The organism is Rhizobium sp. NZLR1 (assembly GCF_017357385.1).
Lineage (GTDB): Bacteria > Pseudomonadota > Alphaproteobacteria > Rhizobiales > Rhizobiaceae > Rhizobium.
On record NZ_CP071632.1, the window covers coordinates 2,918,595 to 2,931,854 of the forward strand.

At 61.3% G+C, this 13,260-nt stretch carries 10 protein-coding genes; 5 read left to right on the top strand and 5 right to left on the bottom strand.

Annotation, left to right across the window (positions count from 1 at the left end):
* Positions 1–86: 86 nt before the first annotated feature.
* A complete protein-coding gene (locus J3O30_RS14555; RefSeq protein ID WP_207581003.1) occupies positions 87–626 on the bottom strand; it encodes a Pycsar system effector family protein in 540 nt (179 codons plus the stop codon).
* A 128-nt stretch (positions 627–754) separates the two neighbouring features.
* Between J3O30_RS14555 and J3O30_RS14560 the strand changes: the two genes are divergently transcribed.
* On the top strand, positions 755–4,513 hold the full coding sequence (locus J3O30_RS14560; protein ID WP_207584340.1) for a FecR domain-containing protein: 3,759 nt from the start codon (positions 755–757) through the stop codon (positions 4,511–4,513).
* Positions 4,513–6,495 (top strand): adenylate/guanylate cyclase domain-containing protein, encoded by a 1,983-nt coding sequence (locus tag J3O30_RS14565; RefSeq protein ID WP_207581004.1) that lies wholly within the window; start codon positions 4,513–4,515, stop codon positions 6,493–6,495. The genes J3O30_RS14560 and J3O30_RS14565 overlap by 1 nt, the downstream gene beginning before the upstream one ends.
* A 108-nt stretch (positions 6,496–6,603) precedes the next feature.
* Here the strand turns inward: J3O30_RS14565 and J3O30_RS14570 are convergent, their stop codons facing one another.
* Positions 6,604–7,470, bottom strand: a complete 867-nt coding sequence (locus tag J3O30_RS14570; RefSeq protein WP_207581005.1) for a LysR family transcriptional regulator — start codon at positions 7,468–7,470, stop codon at positions 6,604–6,606.
* Positions 7,471–7,538: 68 nt separating this feature from the next.
* On the opposite strand from J3O30_RS14570, the gene J3O30_RS14575 reads away from it, so the two are divergent.
* Entirely contained in the window at positions 7,539–8,510 is a 972-nt protein-coding gene (locus J3O30_RS14575; RefSeq protein ID WP_207581006.1) for a quinone oxidoreductase, read from the top strand.
* A gap of 67 nt (positions 8,511–8,577) precedes the next feature.
* Here the strand turns inward: J3O30_RS14575 and J3O30_RS14580 are convergent, their stop codons facing one another.
* Positions 8,578–9,114 (bottom strand): GNAT family N-acetyltransferase, encoded by a 537-nt coding sequence (locus tag J3O30_RS14580; protein ID WP_207581007.1) that lies wholly within the window; start codon positions 9,112–9,114, stop codon positions 8,578–8,580.
* 311 nt (positions 9,115–9,425) lie between these two features.
* On the opposite strand from J3O30_RS14580, the gene J3O30_RS14585 reads away from it, so the two are divergent.
* Positions 9,426–10,406: an SDR family oxidoreductase gene (locus J3O30_RS14585; RefSeq protein ID WP_207581008.1), complete on the top strand. Its 981-nt coding sequence runs from the start codon at positions 9,426–9,428 to the stop codon at positions 10,404–10,406.
* 130 nt (positions 10,407–10,536) lie between these two features.
* Here the strand turns inward: J3O30_RS14585 and J3O30_RS14590 are convergent, their stop codons facing one another.
* Complete coding sequence (locus J3O30_RS14590; protein ID WP_207584341.1) at positions 10,537–11,349, bottom strand: methyltransferase domain-containing protein; 813 nt, start codon at positions 11,347–11,349, stop codon at positions 10,537–10,539.
* Positions 11,350–11,526: 177 nt separating this feature from the next.
* Positions 11,527–12,279 (bottom strand): nucleotidyltransferase domain-containing protein, encoded by a 753-nt coding sequence (locus J3O30_RS14595; protein WP_207581009.1) that lies wholly within the window; start codon positions 12,277–12,279, stop codon positions 11,527–11,529.
* A gap of 284 nt (positions 12,280–12,563) precedes the next feature.
* On the opposite strand from J3O30_RS14595, the gene J3O30_RS14600 reads away from it, so the two are divergent.
* On the top strand, positions 12,564–13,259 hold the full coding sequence (locus J3O30_RS14600; protein WP_207581010.1) for a fumarylacetoacetate hydrolase family protein: 696 nt from the start codon (positions 12,564–12,566) through the stop codon (positions 13,257–13,259).
* Position 13,260: the final 1 nt, after the last annotated feature.

Below are 13,260 nucleotides of genomic sequence, written 5' to 3' on the forward strand. Positions count from 1 at the left end.
GCGCTTCGGCGCGCCCGTCTCACCGCCCCTGCATTCTTGGCTTGGCGTGCGCTCGGCGCAAATGAGTTTTGTTAACAACCCCATCCTCACATCGCCACCAATAGCAGGACGTAAGCGATGACGCTCACCATCAAACCGCGAAACGCAAAAGTGACGCAGCGGTATTTGCTGCGAGCGATGGCGGAGAGGATGTTGGCGTTTTCGAGATATTGGTCGAAGAGATAACGCTCGTCGCGCCGCAGTGCCGCGTCAAAGAACAGATCTCGATGGTTCTGCCAGGCGCCCCAGAACAGCGAGGTCGAGCTATCCAAACGGCGCGGCAGCACAACGAGGATCGCCGACAGGATGGAAAAGACCGAAGCTGCGGCAAGCAAGCCGGAGAACAGCATGCTCCCTGGTGTGCCGCTGACATAACGCCCCAGGCTGAAAACCGCCCTCACCTCGCTGGAGCTCACTAGGAAGGCCAGCATGAACGTAAAGATATAGGCAGCCTTTTGATCGGATATCTTGACCTGATCGTAAAATATATCATTGATTTTCTTGATATGGTCGAAATACTCCACGCCGATATCCGCGCTCGACGGCTGGCTTAGCATAACCTCAGTTGCAGTTTCGAATTCGCTCACGTGAATACTCCATCCCCAAGTGTTTCCCTGATATTACACTTGACGGCGAAAGCAAGAACACGTGTGCAACGCGCTTGACTTTTCCCCTCTACACGGACAAAGGGGAAGCGGGTATGGGGTCTGGGGTTATGCGGGGTTATTCCAAGAACATCTGTCGTGCGGGCATGGCGCTGGCGCTTGCTGGTCCCGGTCTCGCACCGCCGGCAATGGCCGATCCGGTCCAGCGTGCAACACCGGTCGCCGGTTCCGTCATCGCCCGCAAGACCGGCGAAGAGGTCCGTTTCATCGACGTATCGAATTGGCGTGTCGTCGATATCAATCAGGATCTCCTGACCGGCGACGTGCTGCGCACCAATGCCAACGGCCAGCTCGCCATCGTCTTTTCCGACCACACCCAGGTTCGCCTCGGCCGCAATTCATCGCTGCAGGTCAAGAAAATGGCCGCCAGCGGCGACACGACACTGGAGCTGCAATCGGGAACGATCTGGGCGCGCGCCGAGCGTGGCGGCCAAGGTCTGACGGTCGAGACACCAGCGGCCGCAGCCGCCATCCGCGGCACCGACTGGACGATGACCGTCGAGGGCAGCAAAACCTCGATGATCGTGCTCGAAGGCCGTGTGGCGCTGAGCAACCCGCAGGGCAGCGTCGAGGTGAACGAAGGCGAAGGGGCGGTCGCCACGATCGGCCAGGCGCCGCGCAAGCTGGTCATAGTCACACCCGATGATCGCGAGCAGATGCTGTTCTACCTGAACCTGCGCGATGGCTTCGGCCTGATGCCGACCTCTCCGTTGCCGGCAGGCCGCATGGCCGATGAGCGCCGCCGGCTGCTGGCTTTGCCGCCGGAACGTCGCACCACCGAGAACTGGCTGGAGCTTGCCGAAGTGCAGAGCGCCTTCGACGGCCGGCCGGTCGCCGCAAAGACGCTTCAGGAGGTTCGCCGGCGCAAGCTGACCACCCTCCAGAAGGCGCGCGTCGACCTGATCGATGCCACGATCGCCGGCTCCGAAAAACGCTATGACGAAGCCGCAAGGCTGTTTGCGGCGGCACTGCCGCATCTTGATCCGGCCCGCCGGAACATGGCGCAGTATGGCGGCTATTTTGCCCGTTCGCTTTCCGATCCAGCCCATGTCGAAAAGCCGCCGTCATCAGCGGTCGGCCCCTATGGCGCGATCATGCAGGCCTACACGACAGGCTTCCTCAAAAATCCCCGCGCCTCCGTCGACCTGATCAAGGATGCGGAAAAGCGTTTTCCTGATGACCCAACCCTGCCTGCGATCCGCGCCCAGCTGGCGCAGCTGATCGACGACCGCGCCCAGATGCTGGAGGCGGTCAACCGCGCCCTCTCGCTCGATCCCAATCATCCGATCGCCCTTGCCGCACGCGCCGCCTACAAGGCGAGTTACGAAAGCGATATCGATGGCGCCCTGGCCGATCTGAACCGCGCCATCGAGCTTGCGCCGGGGGCCTCGGGATCGTTGAACTCGATGGGCCTGCTGCAAAGCGCCCGCGACGCCAATGACGAGGCCGAGGCTGCGTTCCTAAAGGCGATCGCCCTCGATCCGCAGGATCCGGTCCCGCACGGCAATCTTGCCATCCTCTATCTCGACCAATCCAGGATGAAGGATGCCAAGCGCGAAATCGATGCGGCGCTCGCCGCCGATCCCTCCTTCGACATCGCTCTCCTCGCCCGCGGCCGCTATTACCTGCAAACCGGCGAGCGCGACAAGGCGCTGGAGGACCTGCTGGCCGCCAGCACCGCCAATCCAGCCCATTCGCAATCGCAGCTGATGCTCGCCGCCGCCCACTACGAAAAGGGCGACCGCATCCCTTCCGAGCAGGCAGTCGACAATGCCGACAGGCTCGACAAGAACGATCCGGTCATCTCCTCCTTCCGCACCGCCATCGATATCGACGATTACGACGCCGACGGCGCGATCCGCAACGCGCAGGAATTTCTCCGCCGCTCGCGCGCCCGTGGCGGTGATTACAGCGCGCTCGGCGCCAATGAGGATGCCGGCTCGACGCTGAACAACGCTTTTCGCCTCCAGGGCCTGGATGCCTGGGGCCGCTATTACGGGGATGCGGTCTTCAGCCCCTTCGAAGGCAGCGGCTATATCGACCAGTCGATCAAGGGCAGCATCTTCCCTTACGTCAATGCAACGAGCTTCAGCGATGACAATGTCATCCAGAACCGTGGCAACGCGTCTAGCTATTCATCCTTTATCCAGGGCTTGCTGCTTGATCCGCACATGCTCTCCGGCCGCTCTCGTTCGGCAACGCTGCTGCGCACGCCTTTCATCGAAGGCTCGCTCGGCGGCGGCATCAATAGTGTCGACGGCCATACAAGGCGCATCGGCGAGGCCGAAATCCAGGGCTTCTCGAACGAGACGATCCCGCTCAGCTTCTTCGGCAACCTGACCTGGGAAGAACTGGTGCTGGACGGCGACTATCGCAACTTTGGCGGCTTCCAGACCAACAACAAGCTCGTCGGCGGCAATGGTTATCTGACGGCAACGGTGACGCCGGACGATCGTGTGGTGGCCTATGTCAACCATGCCAAGAACGATGGAACGCTGAACGCACTGACGGCAGGCTCGTCACTGACGGACTTCCTCAACCTCCTGGGCTTCGGGGTTCGCACCGAAGTCTCTTCGGAATACAATTATCGGCGCAATATCACCGAAACGACCAATGCCGGCCTCGGCTGGAGCCATACCTTCGGCTACGAAAACATATTGAACGGCGCCTTTCTCTATTCGGAAAGCAAATCGCAGACGTCCACCTCTCTTCAGGTAGACGATGCACCGGTTCTCGGTCTGCCTGACCCCGACATCATTCCATTCTTGGACGGGACGGAGGAGCTGTCCTCAAAAGCCTATGTCGCCGCGCTCAGCCATTCCATCGGCAGCGGACCGCTGACTTGGCGGTACGGCATCGAAGGCGGCTGGATCGATGCCAGCGCGACCACCTCCTCTCGCCTTCATGAACTCTTTCCGCTCTTCCCGATCATCCCCGGGACCACCGACGGCCCGGACACATTCAATAACCGCGTCAACATCGCCCGCGCCTACATCGACGTGCTGCACGAGATCACCCCCGAACTCAAAGGCGAGTATGCTCTCTTCGGCACGCAGATGAGCGGCGGCAGCGTCGATGTCAGCCGGCTGGAGCCACGCTTCGGCCTCGCCTGGGCACCGGCCGAGAACCATTGGCTGCGCGCTGCCTTCATGCGCCAGAGCCTCGACACCGGCGTTCCCACTCTTGCCCCGATCGGCATCCTCGGTTTGCAGGCCAACCAATATTCGATCGGCGTCGAGGGTTATACCGATACGGTGGCGCTGCAATGGGATGCCGAGTGGACCGACCGGCTCTTCACCTCGGTCGAATATCAGCACCAGGAATTGCATGATTTCTCGATCGACCTGCCGCTGATCGCGCTGCCTGCGGCAGACAGCCTGCCGCTGTCGCGCGGCAGCATCGACCGCGCCGCCGTCACGGCCAACGTCGCGCTCGGCGCCGGTTTCGGCCTCTCGGCCACCTATGCCTACATGGAATCGGAGAACAAGGACCCGCTGGAGCCGAACTACGGCGGCTCTCTGCCGTTTATCCCGAAGAATTCCGGCCAGATCGCGCTGACCTGGGTCAACGAGGCCAAGGTCAAGGCGACGGTGGCCGCCAATTATGTCGGCGAACGCGACGGCGATGATCTCGGCACCACGCTCGACGATTACTGGAGCCTCGACGCCCACCTGATCTGGGAACCGCTGGACAAGCGCATCGCACTCGAAGCTGCCGCTTATAACCTGCTCGACGAGGAGTTCGAGATCACGCCGGGCGTGCCCGGCTGGGGCCGCGCCTTCAAGGGCACCCTCAAAGTCCGCTTCTGATGCGGGAGCAGGATAAGCCTCGGCAGGCCAGGCCCACCGGGAGTCAGACCGGGAGCCGCCGTCTCAGGCTGCTGATACTGTCGCTGTCGGTGCTGATCGCCATCTCGCTGTTGTCACGCCTGCCCGCCTGGTCGCTGCTGGAGCTCAGAAGCTACGATTACCTCTCGACCGTCGACGATCCACGCCCGCCTCAAGGTGGACCTGTCATCGTTGCGATCGACGAACCGTCGCTTGCCGATATCAACGCCCAATGGCCCTGGCCGCGCAGCCTGCATGCCGAACTCGTGAGACAGCTGCGCGCCGCCGGCGCCCGTGTCATCGGCCTCGACATCATCATGGCCGAACCCTCGAACCCCGGCAATGACGCGGCAATCACCGAGGCCGTCGGTCCCGACACCGTGCTTGCCGGCGACGAAACGCTGATCGAGACGCCGCAGGCCTCGCAACTGATCCGCGCCACGCCGCTGCCGCAGCTGACGCAAGCGGGTGCTGTGACCGGCATCGCCTCGATCGATCTCAGCGGCGACGGCATCTTCCGCCGCATTCCGGGCTATGAGGACGGCTTTGCCGCCATGCTGGCGAAGACGTCGGGAACGCCGGCGGAGATTCTGTCGGCCGGCCGGCTCATCCAGTCCTTCGGCCCGGCCCGCAGCTATCCCACGGTCTCCTACTACCAGGCGCTCGACCCTGAGAATTTGCTGCCGCGGAATTATTTCAAGGGCCGAGTCGTTCTCGTCGGCCTCAGCCTGCAGAATGCGCCCGCGATCGACAAGGGCGGTGTCGATGCCTTTGCGACGCCCTATACGGTTCACACCGGCAAACTCGTCTCCGGTGTCGAGATTCAGGCGACCATCTACGACAATATTCGTGCTGGCCTGTCGATCGCCGAAGCCCGCCTGCCCGCGGTTGCCGCCTGCATCCTGATATCGGTGCTGCTTGCCGCCACGACCGTCTGGCGCTCGACGGGATGGCTGACGATCGTCACCAGTGCGGTGGGCCTCCTCGCCTTCGCCGCCGTAAGCTTTGCCGGCATCCGGCTTGCCCATGTCTTCGTCTCGCCGCTCGGCCCGACGGTCGCCTATATCTCGGTCGTCTTCGGCCAGGCCGCCTTCGATTATGCCGAGGAGCGCCGCAACAAGCGGCAGATCATCCGCGCCTTCGCCCAATACATCTCCCCCGATCTCGTCAAGCGCCTGTCGAACGATCCCTCGCAACTGAAGCTCGGCGGCGAGCGGCGCACGCTCTCGGTGCTGTTCTCGGATGTACGTGGCTTCACCACCATCGCCGAGACGCTGAAGGACGATCCGGAGCAGCTGACCGGTCTGATCAACCGGCTGTTGACGCCGCTCTCCGACGTGGTGATGGATCATGGCGGGACGATCGACAAATATATGGGCGATTGCATCATGGCCTTCTGGAACGCGCCGCTCGACGATCCCGACCATGCCCTCCATGCCGTGCGCGCCTCGCTTGCCATGCAGACAGCGATTTCGAGGCTGAACAACCAGCTGGAGCGGGAAGCGGCAGCGCATGGCGGTAAACCGCACGTCCTGAAGATGGGCGTCGGCATCAATACCGGCGAATGCATCGTCGGCAATATGGGCTCGACCCGCCGCTTCGACTATTCCTGCCTCGGCGACAGCGTCAACCTCGCCTCCCGCCTTGAAGGCGCCTCGAAGAATTATGGCGTAGCGCTGCTGCTCGGCGAGGATACCGCAAGACTGGTCGCCGACACCTACACCGTCGTCGAGCTCGACCGGATCATCGTCAAGGGCCGCACCGTGACGTCGCCGGTCTTCACCGTCCTGCACAAGGCCGATCCGCTGTCCCTCGCCGCCCATCGGGCGTTCATCGATGCAAAATATGCCGGCACGCTCGCGCCATCCGACCACGTCTTCGAGAGGCTGGCTGCTGACATGCCCGAGCTAGCCCCCTATTACGCGATCGTCCGGGATGCGCTGGTTGGCGACGGCGGTGAGTGATCATCCGGGGCAGCGCTAAAACCAGGTTCTGCGCATGGAACCCGTGAAATGAAGCGCGCCCTCAATAGCTTCGTAGCTCGCGCATGTGACGCTCCATTTGGCAGCCGATCACTTCCCGAAGGCGCGCTTGAGCGCATCCACGACCACACGCACGGAGGGGACGTCCTTGATCTCCGAATGCACGACCAACCACACGTCCCTTCCAAGAGCATGTTCCCCCGTGATGCGCTGGAGATCGCCGGATTCCGCGACGGCGAAATCCGGGAGCATGACGACACCGCCACCAAGCCTCGCCGCTGCGGCCTGAAATTCCAGTACCGATGACCTCACCGCTATCGGCCGGCCAGCGGCCAGCTCAATGAGACGAGCCTGCTGCGGCGAGGCGTTCATTGTTTCGTCATAGCCGATGAAGGTCCATTCGGATGGCGCAACGGTTTCGAGGTATGACTTTGAGCCGTAGAGGTCGAAGGTGATCTCGCCAAGCTTGATGATGGAATAGTCGCCATCTTCTGGCCGCGACAACCGCACAGCGATATCTGCCTCCCGTCGGTTCAACGAAGCGAGCCGTTTCTCTCCGACAAGCGTGATCTGGACGGCTGGATGGTCTCGCCGGATGGCCACGATTGGCTGCGCCAGAAGGACGCTCGAAAGCGCTGGAGGAGCGCTGATCCTTACGTGGCCACGCAGTTCAGTCGAGCTGCTGCGACCAAGCTGCTCGATTGCGGCAGTTTGCGTGGCGATAAGCATTGCATGCTTGGCAACCTGTTCCCCATCGGCGGTTAGAACGACGCGCCGTCCGCGACGGTCGATGAGCTTGCGTCCCAGTCTGGCTTCCAGCGATGCAACACGCCGGCTTATTGTCGCATGTTCAACGCCGAGCTGCTTCGCCGCGCCGAGAAACGTTCCGGACCGTGCGAGCGCCAAGAAATGCCGCAGGTCGTCCCAATCGATTTGTGTGAATTCTTTCCCAATCATTGGGAGACAATAGGGAATTTTAACGCATCTCGCCACCGGGTAGTTTGACTGCATCAAGGAGACAAACGATGACAGATCAGATTGTACTGCTGAACTCGCCGGGCGACGTCGCTCAGTTCCAGGTCCAGGATCAACGTGTCCATCCTCCCGGCAACCGCGAGATCCAAATCCGCCATCACGCTATCGGGACCAATTTTCTCGACGTCTATCACCGCAAGGGCATCTACTCGCTGCCCTCATATCCCGCAGTGATCGGCGCGGAGGCCGCAGGCGTCGTCGAAGCTGTCGGCCCCGGCGTCGAGAACTTCAAAGAGGGCGATCATATCGCATATGCGGGACCGCCGGTCGGAGCCTACTGCTCGACTAGGAACATCGCTGCCGACCGTGCGATTAAGCTTCCCAAGGCGATTTCGGCTAAAACGGCGGCAAGTTCGCTGCTCAAAGGCATGACCGCTTACATGCTGTTGACGAAGACCTACAATGTGCATGACGGGAGTTGTGTTCTCATTCATGCGGCCGCCGGTGGACTGGGCAGCATGCTTGTTCGTTGGGCAAAGTCGCTCAATGCCACGGTGATCGGCACGGTCAGTAGCGCTGAAAAGGCGGCGCTCGCCGAATCCTACGGAGCCGATCATCTCGTGGTCGGACGGGGAGCGGATATTGTCACAGAGGTCAAGGGGCTGACGGGCGGAAACGGTGTCGACGTCGCCTTTGACGGAATTGGCGGTGACATGCTTGTTAAAAGCATCCGCTCGGTCCGACCGTTCGGCATGGCTGTCAGCATCGGCCAGGCCGCCGGCCCGGTTCCACCCGTTCCCCTCGAGGAACTCCGGCCAGGCAAGGCGCTCTCTCACCCGAGCATCATGGCTTGGTGCACTGACATCGATAGATATCGTGAGGCCGCTCAAGCGGCGGTCCGGGCGATGGAAACAGGGATCGTCTCTCAGATCGGCGCCGAATACAGCTTGAGAAATGTTGCGACGGCTCATGAAGAAATGGAGTCGGGGCGCTCCGCCGGCAGTATCTTGCTGGTACCTTAGAGCGAGCAAAAATGCGCGACTGTTTTGGGCCTGCGCAAACCGGCCATCCCGAACCTCTACGGCGGCCTCAAGTCCGGAGTTCGCCGAGGGTGTACATGTTGGTCGGTGCGCCATGCAGCATCACTTCGCGGTCGAAATGGAAGCCGTATTTCTCGAGAATGCGCTTTGAAGCGACATTGATGGGGCGGACCAACCCGATCACCCGCTCCGCATGCAGATCGTCGAAGGTAAAGGTCAGTGTTTCCCGGACCAGCTCCGTGGCATATCCCTGCCCCCAGCTTTCGGGGTGCAGATGATACGAAAGATTGAGGCCGCCGAATTCCTTCGAAACGGTCACGCCGCCGAAACCGATCAGCGCGCCGTTCGCTTCGACCGCCCAACGCCCGAACCCATGATCTTTCCAATGCCCGATATCACGGGCAAGCCGCGCAGCACTTTCATCGGGCGAGTCGGGCCGCGGCACGGGTCGGTGTGCGACCAGCTCCGGTCGGGAGAAAAGCTCGGTCAGGAAAAGAATATCCGTTGATGCAGGAGCCCTGAGCCTCAATCGCGCTGTACGCCTCATTGCCGGCGACGCGGCGCCATTGAGTTCTTTATCGGACATTGTCTACCTCTTCATCGAGGACGGGATATCCTCGGCGCCCCTCATCTAGGCGCGGCATCCGCCAACGCCCCTCATCCTGAGGCGCGCAGGCCAAAGGCCGGAGCCTCGAAGGACACGCCGCAACGCCGCTCCTTGCACCCATCAACAGCCCGAACACATGCCGCTCGCCGTTCGAGTCCTTCGGAGCATGTCGGGACGAGGCTCTCTTGGGCGTTGCCATTCTCAGATGGCGAGATTTCTGGGAGACGATCAAGTTCTTTCGCGCTATGAAGAGCCATCATCGATCCCGCGCAGACCCCGAGGTCACTCTCATGGCTTTGAAAGTTCTTTTCATTGGCGGCACCGGCCAAATCTCCTATCCATGCGTTGAGCGGGCCGTTGCCCAAGGCCATCATGTCAGCGTCTTCAATCGTGGCTTGAGAAGCAACCCGTTGCCTGCGGGGGTGACCTCGATCGTCGGCGAACTGGGATCGCGCGACTATGCCGATCTCGCCAAGGCCAACTATGATGTCGTGTGCCAGTTCATCGCCTTCACGCCCGATCAGGTCGCGCGCGACATCGAACTGTTTGCGGACAATTGCGGTCAGTACATTTTCATCTCTTCGGCCTCGGTCTATGAAAAGCCGCCGCGTCACTATTTGATTACCGAGGAGACCCCGGCGATCAATCCTTACTGGCCCTACAGCCAGGCCAAGATTGCCGGCGAGGAGTTGCTCAAGAAGTCCATCAAACTCGCCTGGACGATCGTCCGTCCCAGCCACACCGTTCGCACCGGCCTGCCGATCATGATGGGCGACAGCGACGTCATGGCGAGACGCATGCTGGATGGCGAGCCCACCATCGTGGCGGGCGACGGCCACACGCCGTGGACACTGACCCGCGCGGTCGATTTCGCAATGCCTTTCGTCGGACTTTTCGCCAAGGAGGCAGCGCTAAATGAGATTTTCCATATCACCTCCGATCGCGCACATATCTGGGACGACATCCAAAAGACCATCGCAAGATTGCTGGGCGTCGAGGCGAAGATCGTCCACATTCCGACGGACACCCTGATCAAATACAATCCGGAGTGGGTAGGCCCACTGCTCGGCGACAAGGCCTGGACGGCAATCTTCGACAATTCGAAGGTCAAGCGCGTGGCCGGCGATTTCACCTGCGCCGAGAGCCTGGAAGAAATTCTGGCCGAGCCGATCATGTACCTCAAGCAGCGCCTGGCCAAAAGCCGTCCGCCAAGGGGTGAACTTGATGCTCTGATCGACAGGATCTGCGCTGCCCAAGGCGCTCTCGGCTAGGCATGTACTTCGGGTGTTCGCCAGCTCTGGCATGATGTTGAAAAGTGTGTGCGGTTTTCTCATGACATCATGCTCTAACTCTTAAGAACAGGATTCAGATTAGGCCGAGCGGGCCTAAAATCATCCTGTTCTAGGCCACGGCCACGATGACATGCGCCTGAATTTTGGCAGCAACCTCGCCGCCGCCATGCCTGTCTGCAATCGCGGATGCAGCGTAGTCGGTCGCAGCCTCCAGTTTTCCTGCCTCTCTGGCTTCGATCTCATTGCGAAGAAGCGTGCCCTGACAATAGGCAACGGCCGGAATGCGGGGCGAGGATGCGCGGCTTTGTTCGGCCCTCGTTTCGATCACCACATGGGAGAAACCTGCGCCCTCCAACTCCGACCGGATCAGGTCCTTGTCGTGGTAGCCATGCGGCGTGCGTGCCAGGAAGCGCGGCGGAGCGTTCGGAAAAATCCTGGCGAGAGCATTCGTCACATCATTCGCAAACACATTCTCTTCGATGCGATCCCATACGCTCAGCAAAAAACGTCCTCCTGATTTCAGGACCCGCCTTGCTTCGCGGTAGGCAGCCGGCCGGTCGGGAAAGAACATCGCCCCGAACTGACAACAGACGAGATCGAAGGCCGCATCCTCAAACGGTAGCGCCAGAGCATCCGCCTGGCGCCATTGGATGCGGCTGTCGGGCGTTTGCCGGGAAGCGGCATAGTCGAGCATCGGCTGGTTGAGGTCGCTGACAACATAGCTTGCGCCTGACGACAATCTTGGCGCCAATACGCGGGTAACGACCCCGGTGCCCGCGGCGGTTTCCAACACGGCGCTCGGCGAGAAGGATGCCGCCCGCCCCGCAAGATCCGCAGCGTAAGGTTCGAAAATCAACGGAACCATATAGCGGTCGTAGTTTTCCGGAACCGAGCCTGCGAACACCTTATCCGTTTCCAGCATTGCCATCACTATCCCTTCCGATGGCTCAAAGATTAGCATGGAATGACGTGTTGAGGGCCTGTTTTCGCCCGAGCGACGTTCAGCAGCGTCTGCGGCAATGTCGGTTGACCAACTCTCCGGTCGGAGATGACAACGCCGCGGATTCTTCAATTCGGTGCTGGAAACCCTGCAGCCTTATTATTCCAGGCGGCGCGCTTCCATCGGCGCGTCCTGCCTGAACCCCTCGAAATAGCGGCCGCCATGCAAGGCAAGCTCGCGGTCGGCCAAAGCCAGAAATCGCGTAGCGTCGCCCTCTGCCGCCAGCCTGAACGCCGCGTCGAATTCGATTGCCAATTGTGCATCGAGCGCTCTTATGAGACGCGGCGCCCACTTTCCGCGGCCGGCCCACGCGCCACGCCCGAGGAGGATGAGGTCGGCGAGTTTCTGATAGAGCTGCGCAGCGATGGCCGCGATCTCTTCGGGCGGGCGCGACCCGCGCAGATCGTCGGCAAGATCGGTGACGTGATAGCGCAGCATGTCGTAGCTTGCGCCGGCAAGAGGTTTTGGCCCTGCTGCGAGCATGCTTGCGGCCCTGGCCTGAACGATGCGTGCGCTGTCGAAATCCAGGCCCACGATGCTACCGGTCGCCACCATGGTGACCATGACGGGGCAGCCGCTCTCCGCATCGGCATGAAGATAATGCGCCAGCGTCTGTTCGTCGTGGACGAAGGCCTCGACCGGGAAACCGTCCTCAGTGAACGACTCCCGCGAGGCTCTTTCCAGCGATGGGAACACGACCACGAGATCAATATCCGAAAACGCAGTCCCATCGCCACGCATGAGCGAACCAGCCACGTAGGCGAAAGCCGCCCCGGCAAAGCGGCTGGTGACGCAACGACGGGCAACGGCCAGCGCCCGCTCCGCAAGAATATGCTTCTGGATATCGTCCATGATTTCATCCTCGAATGCGGGACACGGGCGGCAACAAAAAACCCGCTCGTCTCCGGCGGGTTGGTCTTAGCGGCAATGAACGGAATTCAGTTCACGCGTCTAACACCCACCGCGGCGCGATGGTCGTAGACTGTGTTGAAACTGCAAAAATCCTGCTCATGGCCAACGTTAACCTGCGACCTTGACAGCGTCAATGCACCGAAGCGGGACGCCCGGGACGCTTCCCCGGCGCGATGTTTTCCGTCTAAGATGCGGCAAGACTCGAAAACAGAAAGAGCCCGCTCATGTCCGATCCCGCAACCGTCATCCCGCTTCCGCAACCGGTTTTGCTGCCGGTCGAGGGCAGCGCCGAGCGTTTTCCGGTGCGCCGCGTCTATTGCGTCGGGCGCAACTATGCCGACCATGCGATCGAGATGGGTCATGATCCCACCCGCGAGCCGCCCTTCTTCTTCCAGAAGAATGCCGATAACCTGCTGCCGGCGGGCAATGCCTTCCCCTATCCGCCACTCTCGAAGGACGTGCATTACGAGGTCGAATGTGTGCTTGCGCTGAAATCCGGCGGCGCCAACATTAAGGCCGCAGACGCGCTCGACTGCATTTACGGCTATGCCGTCGGCGTCGATTTCACCCGCCGCGATCTGCAGGGCGAGGCCAAGAAGCTCGGCCGTCCCTGGGAGGTCGGAAAGGCCTTCGAACATTCCGCCCCCGTCTCGTCGATCGTTCCGGCAAGCCGCCTCGGCCACCCCTCGCAGGCAAATATCTGGCTGGAACAGAACGGCAAGCGTGTCCAGGACGGCGATCTCAACCAGATGATCTGGAAGGTGCCGGAGATCATCGCCGAACTGTCGAAGCTCTTCACGCTGGCGCCGGGCGATATCATCATGACCGGCACGCCTGCCGGCGTCGGTGCGGTCGCCAGGGGCGATCGCATCAGTTGCGGCATCGACGGCGTCGCCACCCTATCGGTCGAGATCGTCTGAG

What these genes read in the sequence shown, in the direction of transcription:
- J3O30_RS14565 (WP_207581004.1), top strand. Translation starts at nt 4,513, where the DNA reads ATGCGGGAGCAGGATAAGCCTCGGCAGGCCAGGCCCACCGGGAGTCAG.
- J3O30_RS14600 (WP_207581010.1), top strand. Translation starts at nt 12,564, where the DNA reads ATGTCCGATCCCGCAACCGTCATCCCGCTTCCGCAACCGGTTTTGCTG.
- J3O30_RS14595 (WP_207581009.1), bottom strand. Translation starts at nt 12,279, where the DNA reads ATGGACGATATCCAGAAGCATATTCTTGCGGAGCGGGCGCTGGCCGTT.
- J3O30_RS14570 (WP_207581005.1), bottom strand. Translation starts at nt 7,470, where the DNA reads ATGATTGGGAAAGAATTCACACAAATCGATTGGGACGACCTGCGGCAT.
- J3O30_RS14590 (WP_207584341.1), bottom strand. Translation starts at nt 11,349, where the DNA reads ATGCTGGAAACGGATAAGGTGTTCGCAGGCTCGGTTCCGGAAAACTAC.
- J3O30_RS14560 (WP_207584340.1), top strand. Translation starts at nt 755, where the DNA reads ATGCGGGGTTATTCCAAGAACATCTGTCGTGCGGGCATGGCGCTGGCG.
- J3O30_RS14580 (WP_207581007.1), bottom strand. Translation starts at nt 9,114, where the DNA reads ATGTCCGATAAAGAACTCAATGGCGCCGCGTCGCCGGCAATGAGGCGT.
- J3O30_RS14575 (WP_207581006.1), top strand. Translation starts at nt 7,539, where the DNA reads ATGACAGATCAGATTGTACTGCTGAACTCGCCGGGCGACGTCGCTCAG.
- J3O30_RS14585 (WP_207581008.1), top strand. Translation starts at nt 9,426, where the DNA reads ATGGCTTTGAAAGTTCTTTTCATTGGCGGCACCGGCCAAATCTCCTAT.